The following is a 19,235-nucleotide window of genomic DNA, read 5'->3' on the forward strand; positions in this document are numbered from 1 at the left end:
TATTAGATATTTTCAATCACGATAGCAGAAGCACCTCCACCACCGTTGCAGATTGCTGCGGCACCGTATTTTGCATTATTTTGCTTCAATACGTTAATTAAAGTTACAATGATTCTTGAGCCTGAACTTCCCAGTGGATGTCCTAATGCTACAGCACCTCCGTTTACGTTTACTTTGGCAGCATCCAATCCTAAGATTTTATTGTTTGCCAATCCTACTACGGAGAACGCTTCGTTGAATTCAAAGAAATCGATATCTGAAATTTCCAATCCTGCTTTTTTAAGAGCGATTGGTAACGCTTTTGCCGGAGCAGTTGTAAAGTTTTCAGGTTCCTGAGCTGCATCAGCATAAGAAACGATTTTTGCAAGAGGCTTCAGTCCAAGTTCTTCCATTTTTTCTTTGGAAACAAGGATTAATGCAGAAGCTCCGTCATTCAAAGTAGATGCATTTGCTGCGGTTACTGTACCTTCTTCTTTTTTGAATACGGTAGGAAGTGTTGAAATTCTGTCGAAGTTTACTGCTTTGTATTCTTCATCTTCAGCAAAGATTACTGGTTCTCCTTTTCTCTGAGGAATAGAAACCGGTACAATTTCTTCATTGAATTTTCCTTCGCTCCATGCTTTTGCAGATCTTTTGTAAGATTCTATAGCGAAGTTATCCTGATCTTCTCTTGTAATGTTATAGTCTGCAGCACATTTTTCTGCACATACACCCATATGTACTTTGTTGTATACGTCTGTAAGACCGTCAAGTACCATTCCGTCAAGCATTTTGATATCGCCTAATTTTGTGGCCACTCTTGCATTATAATAGTGAGGAACCAAAGACATATTCTCCATACCTCCTGCAACAATTACATCTGCATCACCAGCTTTGATGGCCTGAGCAGCCATTGTTACAGCCTTCATTCCTGAAGCACAAACTTTATTTACGGTAGTAGATGGTGTATTGATTGAAAGACCTGCTCCTAAAGCAACCTGACGAGCCGGCGCCTGGCCTTCTCCTGCCTGAAGAACATTCCCCATATAGATTTCCTGAACATTATTAGGATCTAAACCGATTTTATCTAATGCTCCTTTTACGGCAGTTGCTCCCAGTTTTGTAGCCGGAACTGTTGATAAGCTTCCCATAAAACTCCCCATAGGTGTTCTTACTGCGGAAACAATGAATACTTCTTTCATGTATATAATTTTTATTTTAGCTATGGGAACTTAATCCCTTTTATAGTTTGAATTTATTTTACTTTTACGTACACCACATCAAATTGAGTTCCTTCAATTTTAGTATTCACTTTCAGAAGGTTGTCCTGAGTGGCTACAATTTTATTATTGAAAACATCTCCTATCTGTGCGGGATCATTTTTATCTGATTTTTCCATCACGATTGCCTTGTAATTGCAGTCATCCACAAAAACCAGTGTCGATTTGATATAATCTTTTCCATTATTAAAATATTCAGTCTGAATATTATCCTTAATGGTCATATGCCATATCCCTTCCGGATAATTGGGTCTTACGAACTTCCCTTCCTTAATATTAGCACACTTAGGCGGATTATCCGGCTTTTTCTGTCCTGTTGCCTGGGCCTCTATCTGAATAGCTGCTGTCAGCAAAATTCCTGCTGAAAATATTTTTAAGAAATTCATTTTTATATTTGTGTTCTATTGTTTACTTTTTTATTTCTTCCTGCAAAAATCATCATCAAAGCACCTGAAAATTCTACAGCCCATCCCCATTTTAACTTAACAATTCCCGCAAAGGTTTCCTGCCATGATTTGAATGGTAAAAAGCTGAAATATTGAAGCGACTGCATTTTCACAGCAACTAATGTAAATCCGAATAAAAGAATAAGCAGAATACCAAAAAATCTAACAACTCCGGCACTGTTATTTACAATTCCAAAAACTGCACAAGCAGAAAAAATCCAGCAGATAATAGCCAGATAATGATCAAGCTTCCAATAGTTCCAGTTTCCGATGACAGGTACATGTACCAAGGGTAAAAAGCTGCCTACGATGACTAAAATTAAACCTAATAACTGAATATTTTTCATATTTACTAAAGTGCCAAAATACAAAAAAAAAACACACTTTTAAATAGTGTGTCTTAAAAATAGAAGTTTGGCACCGAACACTTGTTAGACATAAAAAATGTTTGATATTTTTAATTATTATGTAAAGAAAAAATGGATTTATTATTAAATTTAAAATTAACATTTGCTATTTCTATTCCTATCTGAAGACCATATTTTTTGTTCAGTAAGCATTATTAGTGAAAGCAGAAGTAAAGTCCTTATGAAAAACAGATTTAATTCGCATAACCATCTTTAAATAAAAAAATTGCATTTTTTTCAAAATGCAATTTAATATCTTAATAAAATGTGAGTTTCAATTAATGTTTTACGGATGAAACATCTTCCGGATTGTGCTTGTGTTTGAAAATAAAAGCAAATAATACTGCAACGACTAAAGCATATCCTGCAAAAATATACCAGGACATTTCCCATCCTTTTAGTTGCAGCAAAGGATCGGTTTGAGAAAATACATAATGATTTACAATCTCCTGCGCTAGAAGCATTCCAATTGTTGCACCGAAACCGTTTGTCATCATCATAAAGACTCCTTGTGCACTTGATCGTATACTCTTATCTGTTTCTTTATCCACAAAGAGGGAACCTGATACATTGAAGAAATCGAATGCAATACCATAGACGATCATGGACAGAATAAACATCCATACACCACCACCAGGATTTCCAAATCCAAATAATCCGAATCTTAAAACCCACGCGAACATGGCCATTAGCATTACTTTTTTAATTCCGAATCTTTTTAAGAAGAATGGAATTAACAAAATACATGCTGTTTCAGAAACCTGGGACAAGGAAATCAATGCATTAGCATGATTAGCTCCCCATGTTTCTTTAAAAGAAGGAATATCTTTAAAACTTGTTATAAACGGATTTGCATAACCATTAGTAATCTGAAGGGAAACTCCTAATAACATTGAAAAGATAAAGAATGTTGCCATTTTTTTATCTTTAAACAAACTAAAAGCTTTTAATCCTAAAGCATCATATAAGCTTCTTTTTTCATTGCTTTTATTAACAGGACATGCAGGCAACGTAAATGAATACAGGAATAAAATAATTCCTAAAATACCAGAAACAAAAAACTGTGAATAATTATTCTGATAACTTGTAAAATCTACAAATAACATTGCACAGATAAACCCAATCGTTCCAAAAGTACGAATTGGTGGGAAAGCTTTAATTGTATCGAAATTATTATTAACAAGAATTGTATAGGCTACAGAGTTTGACAATGCAATTGAAGGCATATAGAACATCACACTCAAACTATACAAAGTAAATAATTTGGGAAACTCAACATTGTTTCCTGCTGACATCCCATAATATCCTGCAGCAATTAAAAATCCCGCAGCAAGTAAATGACAGATCCCAAGAAGTCTTTGCGCCTGGATCCAACGATCTGCAATAATTCCCATAATTGCAGGCATAAAAATAGAAACAATTCCTTGCATTGCATAGAAAAGTCCTATTTTGGAGCCTAATCCTATAGAACCTAAATAATTTCCCATAGAAGTTAAGTAAGCTCCCCAAACTGCAAACTGAAGAAAATTCAGGACAGTCAGTCGTAATTTTAAATTCATAGTTTATATAAAAAGTATCTCTTTAATCAATTTTCTTTTTCCTCCTCTTGATTTCTTCCTGAATCTCAAGGGCAGTATCATAGTCTTCTTCTTTCACGGCTTCATCCAATAGTTTCTGAAGCTCCTCCATCGAAAGAGATTTTAAGTTATCTTCTGTCTGTACAGTTTCTGAGAAGGACTGGTCTTCTTTTGATACATCTTCAAGTTCCAGTAAAATTCCGGCTTCATTTAAAACCTGTTGGGTTGTAAATATCGGCGCATCAAATCTTACGGCCATTGCAACAGCATCAGAAGTTCTGGCATCAAGGATCAGTTCTTCATCCGTCACTTTATTTTTAAAGTTGATATTGGAGAAGAATACTCCGTCTACAATCTGATAGATAATGACAGAAACCAACTCATAATTGGCAGAGACTATAAATTTTGTGAATAAGTCATGGGTAAGAGGACGCGGCGGATGAATATCTTTTTCCAATCCTAGAGAGATAGACTGGGCTTCGAAGTTTCCTATAACAACAGGTAATTTTATGTGTGTTTCTTCATGCTCCAGTAACAATGCGTACGCACCTGATTGAGTCTGGCTGTACGATATTCCGCGAATAATTAGCTGTTTATAATCCATAGCTACAAATATAGATTAATTTTTTGTTGTGTTTTCACTTTTTTACGCAAAAATAAAAGCCCGGAAAGCCGAGCTTTTATTGTATTGTTGATGATGGTCAAACGTCAATAATGAATTTTGCTTTGCGAGTGAATTATTTTAATTAAAAATTGACAAGCAAGCGACTATTCACTATTCGCTTTCTTATCCTTTAATTGCTTTAATTTTCTCTGTTAATGCAGGAATAATCTGGAAGGCATCTCCTACAACTCCATAATCAGCAGACTTGAAGAATGGTGCTTCAGGATCACTGTTGATTACTACGATTGTTTTTGAAGAGTTAACCCCTGCAAGGTGCTGGATGGCTCCGGAAATCCCTACAGCGATGTAAAGGTTTGGTGAAATCGCTTTACCTGTTTGCCCTACGTGCTCTGTGTGAGGTCTCCATCCGATATCAGAAACCGGCTTAGAACATGCCGTAGCAGCTCCTAAAACGTTTGCCAGATCTTCGATCATTCCCCAGTTTTCAGGCCCCTTCATCCCTCTACCTGCAGAAACAACGATTTCAGCTTCTTTAAGGTCTAATTTTCCTGAGCTTTGCTCGTGAGAGATCACTTTGGTATCTTCATTCGCTACAGATAAGTTTTTCACTTCTTCTGAACCTGATACCGCATTTTCTTTAACACCGAAAGCATTTTGAGAAACCGTAACGATTACTCCGTTTCCTTCAGCTTTAGCATGCATGAAACCTTTTCCTGAGAATGCTCTTCTTTTTACCTGGAAAGGAGAAAGGCTTTCAGGAGCTTCCAATGCGTTAGTGATTAAAGAATAGTTTTTCATCACAGCAAGCATAGGAGCAACAGAAGAAGCATCAGTAGTGTGAGGGAAAACGATGATATTTCCGTCTGCCACTTCGCTTACCGCCTGTGCAAATGCTTTTGCTGAGAAGTTCTTAAGACCTTCGTCCTTGATATTGATTACGTTTGACGCTCCATATTTGTATAATAAATCTGAAGAGTCAGTTGGGTTTACAGAGATTGCCGTAACGGTATCTCCTGCCTTATCAGCGATAGCTTTAGCGTAAGAAACTGCTTCGAAAGCCGCTTTTTTGTAAACTCCGTTTATATTTTCTGCGTATACGAATACTGCCATTGTTTTACATTTAAAATTTAAAGATTGAAAAATTTAAAGATTAGATTACTTTAGCTTCTTCGTGAAGTAATCTTACCAATTCATCCAGATTGTCAGGAGAAACCATCTTCACAGCTGCTCTTGGCGGAACACTGTCATAAGATACTCCCTGAACTTTTACTTCTGAAGAAGAAGGCTCTACCACCTGCAATGGTTTTGTTCTTGCAGACATAATTCCTCTCATATTCGGGATGATAAGATCTTTCTCATCTACCAATCCTTTCTGACCTGCAATAACTGCCGGTAATTTTACTGAAATAGTTTCTTTTCCTCCTTCAATTTCTCTTACTGCTGTAGCTTCACTTCCGTTTACGTCTAATCCTACAGAAGCGTTTACGAAAGGCTGATTCAATAACTGAGCTACCATTCCCGGAACAGAACCTCCGTTATAATCGATAGATTCTTTTCCGCAAAGGATAAGATCATATCCTCCGTTTTGCGCCACAGCTGCAATTTCTTTTGCTGTAGAATAGCTGTCTTTCGGATCAAGATTTACTCTTACTGCATCGTTAGCACCAATTGCCAAAGCTTTTCTGATAACAGGTTCTGTAGCAGTATCTCCTACGTTGATTACTGTTACTGTTGCTCCCTGGGATTCCTGAAGTTTAACCGCTTTTGTCAACGCAAATTCGTCTAGAGGATTGATTACCCACTGAATTCCGTTTTTGTCGAAAGCAGATTTATCTGCTGTAAAGTTAATTTTGGAAGTAGTATCCGGAACACTACTAATGCAAACTAATATTTTCATATGTTGTTCTTAATTTTTTTATTGGTCATATGTAACCTTAGGGTTTCACGTGTACTATTTTTATTTTTCTCTTTGAAGCATAAAATCATGATGGTTTATGCAGAGATTTTGTCTGAATTAATTTTTGCTAATATAAATAAAAAATATATTATGCATGCATAATACTTATTAAATTATTATTCAATACATTAGATGTAGTTACTTCGCTGGTTTTGTTGCCCTAAACTCTATTTTACTTGGCAAAACTCTTGGATTCATCTTCAGAATATCCAATACGAGATTCCCCATATCTTCAGGCTGAATCTTCCAACTGTCCTTTTCTGAAGGAACGTTTCCATTGAAGTGAGTTGCTACAGACCCCGGCATAATCACTGTAGATTTAATATTGTATTTTCTTAAATCAATCATTGCAGCCTGCGTAAACCCTACTACCCCGAATTTCGATGCGTTGTATCCTGTTCCGTTTTCAAAAAAATTGGCACCTGCGAGACTGGAGATGGTAATATAATAACCTTCTGTCTTTTTAAGTTCTTCCACAGAGGCTTTTAAGGTATAAAATACACCCGTGAGATTGGTTTCTATCATATCGTTCCATTCCTCGGCGGTAAGCTCATCTACGGGCTTAAAAATCCCCAATCCTGCATTCGCAACCACATAATCCAGCCTTCCGAATTTTTCAATCGTATATTTTACCGCTTCCTGTTCACTTTCCAGGTTTCTTACATCAGAAACAATTCCCAATACATTTTGTGAATACTGTCTGAGCTCTTCTTCCGCCTTCATCACATCTTCCCTTTTTCTTCCTGAAAATGCGACAGAGATTCCGTTTTCAAGTAATATTTTCGCAATTCCGAAACCTATTCCTTTGGTTCCTCCTGTTATATAAGCTGTTTTATTTTCTGACATATGGTTAATTTTTAATTCTCTAAAATAACAAAAACGCTCCAATTGGGGCGTTTTGCTGATACTAAGATTTATCAGGATTTATTCTTTGATGAACTTCTCTGTAAAATTTCTTCCATCTGTTTCCACATTCAGTAAATAAGTTCCGGAAGGCAGATTTTTCACATATACCTGCTCTCCATTCACCGGTACATCTATTTTTTTTCCTGACAGGTCATATACTTCAATATGCCTTATTTTTTGAGAAGTTGTGATCTTTATAAACTCAGTAGCCGGGTTTGGATAAACCGATAATCTCACCTCATTTTTAACCGGATCTTTTGTAGATAGAGTTGCCTGATTATTGATTTTAATGTTATCAATATAGGCAGAACCCAATGCATTATTGTGTACAAAACGAAGCTGGTTTATAGGTAGAGAGCTTGCTGCCGGGCCGGTATAAATCAACAGATCATTAAGGTAATATCTGACATCTGTGGCGGTCCCTATTACTTTTAAATGATACCAGCTATTAGGCAGCCAGGTTGAAGAAACAGTAATCAGGTTCTGTATACCGGATACCATATTCAGGAGCTTTACCAATCCGTTTTTTTCAAAATCCAATCTCATTACAAACTGATCATCCATATCATTTACTCCCTGAAAACCAAAATCAGAGCCATTAAGTTGTGACATATTAATATCGAATGATATAGAAAAATTGTTGTAGGCAAGAGGTGTCGGCAAGTTGTAAAACCCTCCGATAATGGGAGCACTCTGGATTCCGTAGGTATTTTCTTTGACAATTTTCAGGGAACTGTTTCCATCACTTGCCTTATCCATGCTGATGGTCTGATGGGTTACATTTTGGGGAACTCCTCCGGTGGGAGTACTGATCCATCCTGCCTGTCCGTTGATATCTCCAGCGTTGAATCCTTCAGTAGACTCAAAGGATATGGACTGCTGTGCAAAAATGCAAACTGATGATATCAACAGTGCAATTGAGTAGTATTTTTTCATAGTAGTTCAAGTTTTGTATTAAAAATATAAACTTTCCATGAATGGTGAAATAACTTATTGCAAATAAAAAATAACGCTTTTATTATCAAGGAATTTAATTTTTCAGCCCTTTAAAAATATGCTTCTAAATGTATTTTATGATAGAAAATAAAACAAAAAATAAGGTATCTCTTCTCAGAAATACCTTATCATATATTATTTTTGTTCAATTATTTTGAATAATTCTCAAAAAATAACGGGATACTTTCAATTCCTTTATAGAAGTTGAATAGTCCGTAATGCTCGTTTGGAGAGTGAATTGCGTCAGAATCCAATCCGAATCCCATTAATACAGATTTAGCGCCTAAAACCTGTTCGAACATCGCTGTAATCGGAATACTTCCTCCTCCTCTGTATGGAAGCACCTCTTTTCCGAATGCCGATTCCATTGCCTGCTTTGCTGCAGCAAACTCTTTGGTATTCGTTGGTAAAACATATGGCATTCCGCCGTGGTGAGGAGTTACTTTAACTTTTACTGTATCCGGAGCGATTTTTTCAAAATATTTAGTGAATTTTTCCGTGATCTCCTGCGGAGTCTGGTAAGGAACCAAACGCATTGAAATTTTAGCAAAAGCTTTTGAAGGAATTACTGTTTTTGCACCTTCTCCTGTATAGCCGCCCCAGATTCCGTTGCAGTCTAACGTAGGACGGATAGATGTTCTTTCTAAGGTTGTATAGCCTTTTTCCCCTTCAATATTGCTTAATCCGATTGATTTTTTGAATTCTTCCGGATTATCTTTCAGTTTGTTCATTTCAGCTCTCTCTGCATCTGAAACCGTTTCTACATTGTCGTAGAATCCGTCAATGGTGATATGACCGTTTTCATCAATCAGATCAGCAATCATTCTTGAAAGAACGTGAATAGGGTTTGGAACCGCTCCTCCATAAAGCCCTGAGTGCAGGTCTCTGTTGGGACCTTCCACTTCTACTTCTACGTAGCTTAATCCTCTTAACCCTGTTGTAACAGTCGGTTGTTCGTTGCTGTAAATATGTGTATCGGAAATCAGGATACAATCGCAGGCTAATTTCTCTTTATTTTCATTTACCCAGTCGCCTAAGCTTACAGATCCTACTTCTTCTTCTCCTTCCAGAATAAATTTAACGTTGCAAAGAAGAGCATTGGTTTTCATCATGGCTTCAAAAGCTTTCAGGTGCATGAAGAACTGCCCTTTGTCGTCTGCGGCACCTCTGGCAAAGATTGCTCCTTCAGGATGTAATTCCGTCTTCTCAATATAAGGCTCAAAAGGCGGTTTGGTCCATAATTCCAACGGATCTGCCGGCTGAACATCATAATGCCCGTATACCAGTACTGTTGGTAAATTTTTATCTAAAATTTTCTCTCCGAAAACAATTGGATATCCTTTGGTCTGGCAAACTTCAACATGATCAGCTCCTGCATTTTTAAGGTGTGCTGCCACTACGTCTGCACATTTCAAAACGTCATCTTTATACGCGGGATCTGCAGAAATAGAAGGAATTCTCAATAACTCAAATAATTCATCCACGAAACGCTGTTTGTTTTCGTTAATGTAATTTAATGTCTCTTGCATTGTAAAAATTTATTTTGTTAAAATTAAAAAAAATGACCGGCAGGGGCAAACAAAAAGGCAGGATTTTCCCAACGTCATGCTAATGAGCCCTATAGCACTCTTTTTAATAAAAAATGCCCTGCAGAAACAGGGCAATTATATATTTTGTACTTGTAATTAGTGTTCAGCTTTTGGAGCTTTTTCAGCTTCAGCAGGTTTTGCAGCCGCAGTACTGTCTGTTTTCGGAGCAGCAGCTTCCGGTTGTGCAGGAGTCTCTTCTTTGTGCTCTGCAGCAGCAGCTTCATGCCCGTGAGCTCCTCCCTGAGGATCATCAGAATATCTTTCTACTCCTTCTTCAAGTTTCAAAGCACCTCTGTTTCCTCCTTGCGGAACTTTTTTACAGCTTACCGCCACCGTTGCAATCGCCAAACATATCACTAATTTTTTCATATGTAAAATTATTTTTTAAAGGTAATATGAAACCGCACTATTTTCAGTCTGTATAATCTTCCAAACAGCAGGCGATCTCATGCTTAAATTTTTGATTGCCCAAAAGTAAGAAATCCTGCTTTTTTCGGCAACATTTTTATACTGATTTTAATATAATTTTTCCTTTTTTGGATTGTGTAAAAATAAGATACTGGTCTCCTCCGTCTTTTAAACCATATTTCTTTTTGATTTCTTCGGGTTTTAAAGGGTAATTTTTTGAAATAATATTAAACTGACCTTTTTTCTTAATACTTTTAGAATCAATCATTACCATTTCAAAAATTCTCCCCGGAAAATTATCTATCTTTTCACCGGAAGTGTAGAGATGGCTATTCGGGTGAAGCTTTTTCAATCCGAATTTCTGCGAAATCAAATTAAAAACACCTGCCTTCAAAACGGCATTATTTGGGATATAAATGTATTTTTCAGGCTCAGAGTATTCAGCTTGTGCAGTTTCTTCGTCCCCAAATGTGTAAGTAAAGGCAGCTTCATTGCTATCAAGGTTTACACAATTGCAGAAAACTTTTCCCGTATTTTCGTTGGATAGAAACACGACTATTTCTTTCACATCGTTTTTCAGGGCAATAATATCAATTCTTACAATACCCGGCAGCACTGAAATAAGGTATTTAAGATCAATGAGCGGGGAAAGTTTAATGACCACCAGACTTGAACAAGATTGCAGTTTTTCCTGAATTTCAAGAATATCCGGGGAAAGATCTTCCAAAAGGAAAACTTTGTTTTTATTCTGATCTCTTCTTGCCGGATCAAGATAAATGACATCAAAATGTTCCTGATTTTCGTTTAGGAAATCCTCAAGTCTGCTGTTGATAAATTTTGCCTGGCGGCCTAAAATCTTCCAGTTATGTTCAACAATATCCAGAAGTTCTGTATTCTGCTCTATTAAAGTAACATCATCAAAGTTTTGAGACAGATAATAGGCATCAATGCCAAAACCGCTTGTCAGATCAATAAATTTATTTCCTTTTAAAGAATCCGATTTGTAAAGGGCTGTTTTTTCTGATGATGACTGCTCAAGGTTAAGCTGTGGTGGAAAAATGATGCCTTCTTTCAACAGAAAAGGGAATTTTCTTTCGGCAACCTGTTTTCCTTTGATCTGCTGAACAATTTCATGCATTGACACTTCCGGAAACGGGGATTTTTTCAGCAATAGTGTATGTAAATCCGTATTCAGATTTGCACTGATGTAGTTTTGGATTTCCTTGTTTAGTAATTTATTTCCCACAGATTTCACAAATTGCACAGATTATTATGCTTATTAAATGTTTCCGTTTATTTTTCGAATAATACTTTTATCAATATAATCAGTATTGAAATTAACCAGTATTCCTAATTTCAGGTTGGTCAATTTTAAATAGGTTAAGAGCTGCTTGTGATGAACATTAATTATTTCAGGAATTGATTTTATTTCGATAATAACTTTATCCTCCACAATTATATCTGCAATAAAGCTTGAATCAATAAAAACTCCTTTAAATGTAATGGGTATTGGGACTTGGGTTTTAACGCTTAAACCGTTATTTTTTAATTCAAGTGCCAAAACTTTCTCATAAACCTTTTCCAATAAACCTGGTCCAAATTCATTATAAACAGAAAATATAGATTTTCTGATATAAAAACTTATTTCATTTTCTTTCATAATTTGCATTTTGTGTTTCATAAATCTACACAAAATCTTATTCGAAAATGATTATTAATCAAATTATCTCTTATAAAAAATATAATCAGCCGCTACTGGAGTTATCCCGTTTTGCTTAAGCAAAGAATTGATTTGTCCTCTGTGATAGGTGGAATGGTTGACTGCATGAAAAAGCATTTCAAAAATACTGTTTTCAAATTTTGTTCCTCTTGAGTTCTGGTATTCTATCCTTTTATCTAAATCAAGATTACTGATAAGATCAATACTTTTAAGAAAATTGTTATGATTAATCTCCTGCAGGGACTCAAATGGATTGATCTGCCAGACTTCAAAAGTAGTTTCTCCCTGTATTCTGGCATTCCAGATCTGCTGTGCGTTAAGAGTATGATTAATCAGACTGATTGTTTTATCATCTACAAGTTCTCTGTTCTCAGCAATAACTTTAATCACTTCAGCATTGAAATGATAGGTGTATTCAAATAAATCGATCAATTTTTCTTTCATTACTCAAACATTTCAGCCCAGCGTACCGCCTTTATTTCTTTTTCGTTGTAAAGATCGGTGGCAGACTTTTTAACGTCTAATTTAGGGTATAGATTCACTCCTATTAGCTTTATTTTGCCCTCTTCAATCCATTTCTGCTCTTCCACAGCATGATCATAAATCTTTTTCTGAACAACTCCCTGTTTTAATAATTCAAGATATCCTCCTGCTTCTTCCATTTCAACAAATAAAGCCCAGGCTTTTTCTGCAAACTGACGGGTGATATCTTCAACATAATAACTTCCGTTAGAAGCATCTTCAAATACATTGATAATACTTTCGTAGGCCAGAACAATCTGTTGCTTGAAGGAAATTTCTTCTGAATTATCTGTACTTCTGTCCACCAGATAATTGTTAGAGAAAACAGCGTCTGCTCCTCCGATCATTGCGGAGGCAAGTTCCAGTGTAGATCGGATAAGATTGTTTTCATTGTCTGAAACGGCTTTATTTCGCAATGAAGTCTCTGCGAAGATGTAAGGAACTTCATCCAAGCCGTATTCTTTGGAAAGCTGATTAAAAACTATTTTAAAAGCTCTCAGCTTTGCCATTTCAAAGAAATAGTTTCCTCCTACTGCTATTCTGAAGATCAGTTTATTTAAAATTTCAGCACCGTATGCTTCTACCAGCTCTTTTGTTTTGGCAAGAGCAATACCAAGCTGCTGATAAATTGCTGCTCCTGCATTCTGGTGGAGTGAAATGTCTACACAAATGCTTCTTTTAAAACCTTTTGCCAGTAATTCTTTTGCCAGCTGATCATCAATATTTCCTTCTTTTTCATTAAAAACATCGATCAGCGAAAAATACTGATCTTCTTCTTTAGGACTGATATGCCCTGCAAGGTCTTTATTATTCACAAAAAGAGTCTTCTGATCCAGGTTTTCTACATTCTGGTCCAATATAAATGCAAATACTTCCTCCTCCAGACTTTCATGGTATCTTGCTACCAGATGGGTACTTTCTTCAACTCGTGGCAGGTTTACCAAAGGCTTCTGCACTTCTGTATAAAAAGGCTTCACCTCTATTCCTTCCAGATTCTGTTTCTCTAAAACAGGATAAATATCCTCTGTTTTAAGCTGTTTTCTGACTAAATTTTCCCAGTTTGAAAGTATATCTGTATTTGACATTAGTTTTTTATTTGTGAATTGTCAATAGTGAATTTTGCTTTGCAAGTGAATTTCTCTATTCAACTTTATTATTTCTTAGCGACTTTTGTACTGTCTACCACCAGAATGAAGATTTCTTCATTCGGTTTTTTCATAAAATAATTTTCTCTTGCGTATTTTTCTTTCTCTGATTTGTTGTTCATCAGTTTTTTATAAAAAGCATCATTTTTCTCGTACTCTTTTTTATAATAGTCCAGCTGCTCTTCATATTTATGAATCTCACCATTCAGTTCGTTAATCACAAGAAATGAGGTTTTATCGAAAAAAATCATCCATACCAAAAACAGACAGATCGTAATGGTATACTTGTTCAAAACATATTTCTGGATAAGTTTGAATGTTTCAGATTTCGGCTGAATGTCTTTGATAAGGTTATTTTCTTCCATTTTTTTAATGTTTTTTCAACGAGTTTTTAATAACAGTAGTTAAAAAATCTATTGCCACGGAATTCTGCTTCATATTCGGGATAATAAGATCGGCCTCATTTTTAGAAGGCTCAATGAATTCCTGGTGCATTGGTTTCAAGGTGGTCTGATAACGGTGCAGCACCTCACTCAGATCCCTTCCCCTTTCCTGGGTATCTCTCCTGATTCTCCTGATTAATCTTTCATCAGAATCAGCATGAACAAATACCTTCAGATCAAATTCTTTCAGTAATTCTTTGTTGGTAAGAACAAGAATTCCTTCTACTACCAATACATTTTTAGGTTCTACAGTGACATGATCTCCTGTTCTGGAATGCGTAACAAAGCTGTAAATCGGCTGTTCAATCGGCTCATTATTTTTTAAAGCTTTTACATGTTTTATCAGTAAGTCAAAGTCTATTGATTTTGGATGGTCATAATTTAAAGCCTCTCTTTCCGTCAATGTAAGACCCTGGTTATCGTGATAATAATTATCCTGAGAGAGGATATTCATTCCCTCAATATCAAGCTGCTGAAGTATCTTGTCAACAACTGTAGTTTTGCCGGATCCTGTACCACCGGCAATTCCTATTACAAGCATTGTTTTTTTGTTTCTTTATAGTTGGTACAAATATACTATTTTAGATAAAATGTGACAATGTAAGTGTGTTGAGAAATTAAAAGATTAAAGCTTTTAAAGATTAAAATATTTTCAGGAAACCAGCCAGTCTTTATGATTTATTGTTATTACTCAAATTTACTCTCTGGATTTCATAAAAAAAGTCCGGTAAATTTTATTACCGGACTTTATCTTATACGATTTCGCTTGTTAATTCGCGCGAAATTAATTTTTCATGCATAGGTTTCAAAACATCCATTGAACCTGTTTTTACGGTACATTTACCCTTGTAATGAACTAGAATTGTACATTGTTCAGCCTGCTCAAGGGTATGTTTGCATATTTCGATCAGGCAGTCAATTACATAATCAAAGGTATGAATATCGTCATTGTGCAGTACCAGTTTATAAACGTCATCCGTATCATCCAGAACAAGGACTTCTTCTTCATACTGACGTTTTGGGTTTTCGTAATCTTTTATACTGTTATAAAAATTCATTGTTACGGTTTTGTTTTAAACTTCTCCGATTTTGTCTGCTAAGTTATCTATAGTGCTGGGCTCTTCATACACCAACTCTACCAGCTCAACACTTTTATTATTCATCTTCAGAATTTTAAAATGATAGTTGGCCAGGTCAAACTCCTGATTTTCTTCAGGAATCTCTTCCAGTTCATAAAGAATAAATCCTGCTAATGAATTATATTCACTTTCTTCAGAAAGCGGTAGTTTTTTAGGTAAAAACTCATTGATTTCGTCCAAAGGCTGGGTTGCCTGTACCCAATAGGTATTCTCAGCAATTTTATCAACGATTTTTTCCTCATCATCTTCTTCGTCCTGAATTTCTCCTACCAGCTCTTCAAGAATATCCTCCAGCGTAATAATCCCCTCTGTTCCTCCGAATTCATCAATAACAATGGCAATATGCTGTTTTTTAAGCTGAAAGGTTTTCAACAAATCTGAAACTTTTTTGCTTTCTACCACAAAGAATGCATCTCTCATAAGATCTTTAAGGTCTTCATGATCAAGATCTCCTTTTCTTTTCACATATTCCCTTATAATTTCCTTGGTATAGAAAATCCCGATCACATTGTCAATGGAGTCAATATATACAGGAATACGGGAATATCCGCTGTCCATAATCTTATTGATAATCTCATTGATATCTTCTTCAAAGTCTATGGAAGTAATATTCTGTCTCGGCACCATGATCTGCTTGGCAGAATGGTCTGTAAAATCAAATGCATTTTTGATGATCTCATAGTTTTCCTCTTCAATCTCTCCGCTATCGGCACTTTGTTTTACCAGAAGCTGGAGCTCTTCCGTAGAGTGGATCTCCTGTTCGGAAGCCGGATGGATTTTGATTAATCTCAGGAAACCATTCGACATAGAGTTCATCAACCAGATAAACGGTTTAAAGATCAGATAGAAAATTCTCAGTGGAACAGCTGTTGCCATGGTAGTGGCTTCAGATTTTCTGATCGCAATTGATTTTGGAATAAGCTCACCAAACACAATGTGCATGATGGTAATTAATACGAAACTGATCACCAGTGATACCGAAGTAATGGAAGCCTGGCTCATTTCCATATTAAGGGAATGAAAAATATTTTCAACAATATGATGCAGGGCACTTTCTCCTACCCAACCCAGGGCAAGGGATGCCAATGTAATTCCTAATTGTGTAGCGGAAAGATATTCATCAAGATGCTTGATGATATGTTCTGCCTGTTTAGCCATAGAATTTCCTTCTGCAGCTTTTAACTGAATTTGCGAATAACGAACTTTAACAATTGAAAATTCTGCGGCTACGAAAAAGCCATTTAGTAAAACAAGAAATAAGGCCAGCAAAAGCCTGACTATGTCCGAGTCCATTTAGAAGTTGTATAAATTTTATTAAGTACAAAGATATGTAAAATAAAAATAACCTGAATCCGGGATAGATTATTTCGATGAAGGAATTTTTGAAAGAAAAATCTGAAGTGATCTGATGCTGTTTTTTCTCAATAAAAAAAATAATTGAGGTATATTCTCATTATAATGTCAATAAAGAGTTTTTTGGGTATTAAATGACATTTTCAGCCTTGTGAAAATAAAAAAGCACCGATAATATCGATGCTTTAATTGTATGTTAAAATAATTCTTTACGAATTTTTCAAAGCTTCTGCTCCGGAAACAATTTCCAGGATTTCGTTGGTAATTGCTGCCTGTCTTGCTTTGTTGTAGAAGATCACAAGATCATTCTTTAAAGCCTGAGCATTATCTGTTGCTTTGTGCATTGCTGTCATTCTCGCTCCGTGCTCAGATGCTACTGAATCTAAGATTGCTTTGAAAACCTGAGTTTTGATAGATTTCGGAATCAAATTATCAAGGATTTCAGCTCTGTTAGGTTCAAAGATATAATCAGTTTCAACCTGTGGCTCTGTATTTTCAGGCATTGAGATCGGAAGAAGTTTTTCTGTAGTTACTTCCTGAGTAGCTGCATTCACGAATTTGTTATAGATAACATAAACTTCATCAAACTTTCCTTCTTTGAAGCTTGTCATTACTCCTTCAGTAATATGAGCAACTGTATCAAAGTTCAGATTATCATAAACAGAACTTCCATTAGCATAAACCGAACGGTTTTTTCTTACAGCATCATATACTTTTTTACCTACCGGAAGAACTTCAATCTCATACTGAGCGTTGTTCTGGAACTGAATGTTAAGCTCCTTTACGATAGAAGAGTTAAAAGCTCCCGCAAGACCTCTGTTTGAAGTAACAGCGATGAAAAGTACTCTTTTAACCTCTCTTTTCTGAGCATATACAGAAACCTGGTCAGGATCAGAGCTAGAATTTACATTCTGGATAAGCTCCTGTAATTTTTCAGAATAAGGTCTTAGCATTACGATTGCGTCCTGTGCTTTTTTAAGTTTCGCTGCGGAAACCATCTTCATAGCACGTGTAATCTGCATCGTAGATGAAATTGACGTAATTCTGCCTCGTATTTCTTTTAAGTTTGCCATTAATTTGGGTTCAAAGTTTAAGGTCTAAAGTTTAAGGCTTAAAACGCTATATTTTAAACCTTAAACATTGAATTTTTTAGTTGTATTTAGAAGCTAAATCGTTAGCTGCCTGCTTAAGAACACCTGTAATATCGTTATCGATTTTTCCAGACTTGATAGCAGCCATTGTATCAGGGTGCTTAGATCTAAGGAACTCGATATATTCGTGTTGGAATTCTTTAATCTTGTTCAATGGAACGTTTCTCAATAAGTTCTCAGTACCAGCATAGATCATTGCAACCTGACTGTCTACAGGAAGTGGAGAGTTTACCGGCTGCTTAAGAAGCTCCACGTTTCTTTCTCCTTTAGAGATTACTGCCAGCGTAGAAGCATCAAGGTCAGAACCGAACTTAGCAAACGCTTCCAATTCTTTGTATTGAGCCTGGTCAAGTTTCAATGTACCAGATACTTTTTTCATTGATTTGATCTGAGCATTACCTCCTACCCTTGATACAGAGATACCTACGTTAATTGCAGGACGAACCCCTGAGTTGAATAGATCAGACTCCAGGAAGATCTGTCCGTCTGTAATAGAGATTACGTTTGTAGGGATATATGCAGAAACGTCACCAGCCTGAGTTTCGATAATCGGAAGGGCTGTTAATGAACCACCACCTTTTACGATTGGCTTAAGAGACTCTGGCAAATCGTTCATTTGCTTAGCAATTTCGTCATCAGCGATTACTTTTGCAGCTCTTTCCAATAGTCTTGAGTGAAGGTAGAAAACGTCTCCAGGATAAGCTTCACGGCCCGGTGGTCTTCTTAATAGTAGAGAAAGCTCACGGTAAGCAACAGCTTGTTTAGATAAATCATCATAAACGATAAGCGCTGGTCTACCTGTATCTCTGAAGAATTCTCCGATAGCAGCACCTGCCATCGCAGAATATACCTGCATAGGAACCGGATCTGATGCGTTAGCCGCAACGATTACAGTATATGCTAAAGCTCCTTTATCAGAAAGAGTTTTAACGATTTGTGCTACAGTAGAAGCTTTCTGACCGATAGCAACATATATACAATATACTGGTTTACCAGCATCAAAGAATTCTTTTTGGTTGATGATCGTATCGATCGCAACAGTAGTTTTACCTGTCTGTCTGTCACCGATGATAAGCTCTCTCTGTCCTCTTCCTACAGGGATCATAGAGTCGATCGCAACGATACCTGACTGTAAAGGCTCAGTTACCGGCTGTCTGAAGATAACTCCAGGAGCTTTTCTTTCCAATGGCATTTCGTATAAATCCCCAGTAATAGGACCTTTACCATCGATTGGGTTACCAAGAGTATCTACTACTCTTCCTAACATCCCTTCTCCTACTTTGATAGAAGAGATTCTGTTTGTTCTTCTTACTGTATCACCTTCTTTTACTAATTTACTTTCACCAAGTAGAGCAACACCCACGTTGTCTTCTTCAAGGTTAAGTACAATACCTTCTACATCACTAGAAAATTTCACCAACTCTCCGTATTGTACGTTTTCTAACCCGTATACACGAGCAATACCATCACCGATGGTTAAAACTGTACCTACTTCCTCAACGTTGGATTGAGTATCGAAGTTGGCCAATTGCTGTTTTAAGATCGCAGATACTTCTGCCGGATTTATTTCTGCCATTGTATGGTTGTTTTTC

Annotated in this window: 21 protein-coding genes; all 21 read right to left on the bottom strand. The window is 36.3% G+C overall.

From position 1 onward, the window contains the following. Positions 1-2: 2 nt before the first annotated feature. Positions 3-1,181 (bottom strand): acetyl-CoA C-acyltransferase, encoded by a 1,179-nt coding sequence (locus tag EL165_RS04510; protein ID WP_002979154.1) that lies wholly within the window; start codon positions 1,179-1,181, stop codon positions 3-5. A 53-nt stretch (positions 1,182-1,234) separates the two neighbouring features. Beyond that, positions 1,235-1,645, bottom strand: a complete 411-nt coding sequence (locus EL165_RS04515; protein ID WP_002979152.1) for a hypothetical protein — start codon at positions 1,643-1,645, stop codon at positions 1,235-1,237. A gap of 2 nt (positions 1,646-1,647) precedes the next feature. Continuing rightward, the gene (locus tag EL165_RS04520; protein WP_002979150.1) at positions 1,648-2,052 is read right to left on the bottom strand and encodes a hypothetical protein; all 405 of its coding nucleotides are present in this window, start codon (positions 2,050-2,052) and stop codon (positions 1,648-1,650) included. A gap of 338 nt (positions 2,053-2,390) precedes the next feature. Further along, positions 2,391-3,671, bottom strand: coding sequence for an MFS transporter (locus tag EL165_RS04525; RefSeq protein WP_002979148.1), 1,281 nt, complete (start codon positions 3,669-3,671; stop codon positions 2,391-2,393). Positions 3,672-3,693: 22 nt separating this feature from the next. Then, positions 3,694-4,293, bottom strand: coding sequence for a bifunctional nuclease family protein (locus EL165_RS04530; RefSeq protein WP_002979146.1), 600 nt, complete (start codon positions 4,291-4,293; stop codon positions 3,694-3,696). 183 nt (positions 4,294-4,476) lie between these two features. Then, the gene (locus EL165_RS04535; protein WP_002979144.1) at positions 4,477-5,424 is read right to left on the bottom strand and encodes an electron transfer flavoprotein subunit alpha/FixB family protein; all 948 of its coding nucleotides are present in this window, start codon (positions 5,422-5,424) and stop codon (positions 4,477-4,479) included. Between the two features lie 40 nt (positions 5,425-5,464). Further along, on the bottom strand, positions 5,465-6,211 hold the full coding sequence (locus tag EL165_RS04540) for an electron transfer flavoprotein subunit beta/FixA family protein (protein WP_002979142.1): 747 nt from the start codon (positions 6,209-6,211) through the stop codon (positions 5,465-5,467). Between the two features lie 198 nt (positions 6,212-6,409). Further along, positions 6,410-7,117 (bottom strand): SDR family oxidoreductase, encoded by a 708-nt coding sequence (locus EL165_RS04545; RefSeq protein WP_002979140.1) that lies wholly within the window; start codon positions 7,115-7,117, stop codon positions 6,410-6,412. 78 nt (positions 7,118-7,195) lie between these two features. Next, entirely contained in the window at positions 7,196-8,113 is a 918-nt protein-coding gene (locus tag EL165_RS04550; RefSeq protein WP_002979138.1) for a T9SS type A sorting domain-containing protein, read from the bottom strand. Between the two features lie 209 nt (positions 8,114-8,322). After that, positions 8,323-9,702, bottom strand: coding sequence for a dipeptidase (locus EL165_RS04555; RefSeq protein WP_002979136.1), 1,380 nt, complete (start codon positions 9,700-9,702; stop codon positions 8,323-8,325). A 156-nt stretch (positions 9,703-9,858) separates the two neighbouring features. Continuing rightward, positions 9,859-10,131 (bottom strand): hypothetical protein, encoded by a 273-nt coding sequence (locus tag EL165_RS04560; protein ID WP_002979134.1) that lies wholly within the window; start codon positions 10,129-10,131, stop codon positions 9,859-9,861. Positions 10,132-10,267: 136 nt separating this feature from the next. Then, the gene (locus tag EL165_RS04565) at positions 10,268-11,416 is read right to left on the bottom strand and encodes a class I SAM-dependent methyltransferase (protein WP_041461472.1); all 1,149 of its coding nucleotides are present in this window, start codon (positions 11,414-11,416) and stop codon (positions 10,268-10,270) included. Positions 11,417-11,449: 33 nt separating this feature from the next. Then, positions 11,450-11,830 carry a GxxExxY protein gene (locus tag EL165_RS04570; RefSeq protein WP_041461751.1) on the bottom strand — a complete coding sequence of 127 codons (381 nt, stop codon included), beginning with the start codon at positions 11,828-11,830 and terminating at the stop codon, positions 11,450-11,452. A gap of 63 nt (positions 11,831-11,893) precedes the next feature. After that, positions 11,894-12,334 carry a DinB family protein gene (locus tag EL165_RS04575; RefSeq protein ID WP_002979128.1) on the bottom strand — a complete coding sequence of 147 codons (441 nt, stop codon included), beginning with the start codon at positions 12,332-12,334 and terminating at the stop codon, positions 11,894-11,896. Then, complete coding sequence (locus EL165_RS04580; RefSeq protein ID WP_002979126.1) at positions 12,334-13,497, bottom strand: methylmalonyl-CoA mutase family protein; 1,164 nt, start codon at positions 13,495-13,497, stop codon at positions 12,334-12,336. Before EL165_RS04580 ends, EL165_RS04575 begins: the two co-directional genes overlap by 1 nt. A gap of 68 nt (positions 13,498-13,565) precedes the next feature. Beyond that, positions 13,566-13,922, bottom strand: a complete 357-nt coding sequence (locus EL165_RS04585) for an FtsB family cell division protein (RefSeq protein WP_002979124.1) — start codon at positions 13,920-13,922, stop codon at positions 13,566-13,568. 4 nt (positions 13,923-13,926) lie between these two features. After that, positions 13,927-14,541 carry a uridine kinase gene (gene udk / locus EL165_RS04590; RefSeq protein WP_002979122.1) on the bottom strand — a complete coding sequence of 205 codons (615 nt, stop codon included), beginning with the start codon at positions 14,539-14,541 and terminating at the stop codon, positions 13,927-13,929. 211 nt (positions 14,542-14,752) lie between these two features. Further along, positions 14,753-15,058, bottom strand: coding sequence for an ATP-dependent Clp protease adaptor ClpS (locus tag EL165_RS04595; RefSeq protein ID WP_002979120.1), 306 nt, complete (start codon positions 15,056-15,058; stop codon positions 14,753-14,755). 15 nt (positions 15,059-15,073) lie between these two features. Further along, on the bottom strand, positions 15,074-16,432 hold the full coding sequence (locus tag EL165_RS04600; protein ID WP_002979118.1) for a hemolysin family protein: 1,359 nt from the start codon (positions 16,430-16,432) through the stop codon (positions 15,074-15,076). A gap of 269 nt (positions 16,433-16,701) precedes the next feature. Then, positions 16,702-17,565: an ATP synthase F1 subunit gamma gene (atpG, locus tag EL165_RS04605; protein WP_002979116.1), complete on the bottom strand. Its 864-nt coding sequence runs from the start codon at positions 17,563-17,565 to the stop codon at positions 16,702-16,704. Positions 17,566-17,641: 76 nt separating this feature from the next. Further along, positions 17,642-19,219 carry a F0F1 ATP synthase subunit alpha gene (atpA, locus tag EL165_RS04610; RefSeq protein WP_002979113.1) on the bottom strand — a complete coding sequence of 526 codons (1,578 nt, stop codon included), beginning with the start codon at positions 19,217-19,219 and terminating at the stop codon, positions 17,642-17,644. Positions 19,220-19,235 lie beyond the last annotated feature (16 nt).

This window comes from Chryseobacterium gleum (genome assembly GCF_900636535.1).
GTDB classification, from domain to species: domain Bacteria; phylum Bacteroidota; class Bacteroidia; order Flavobacteriales; family Weeksellaceae; genus Chryseobacterium; species Chryseobacterium gleum.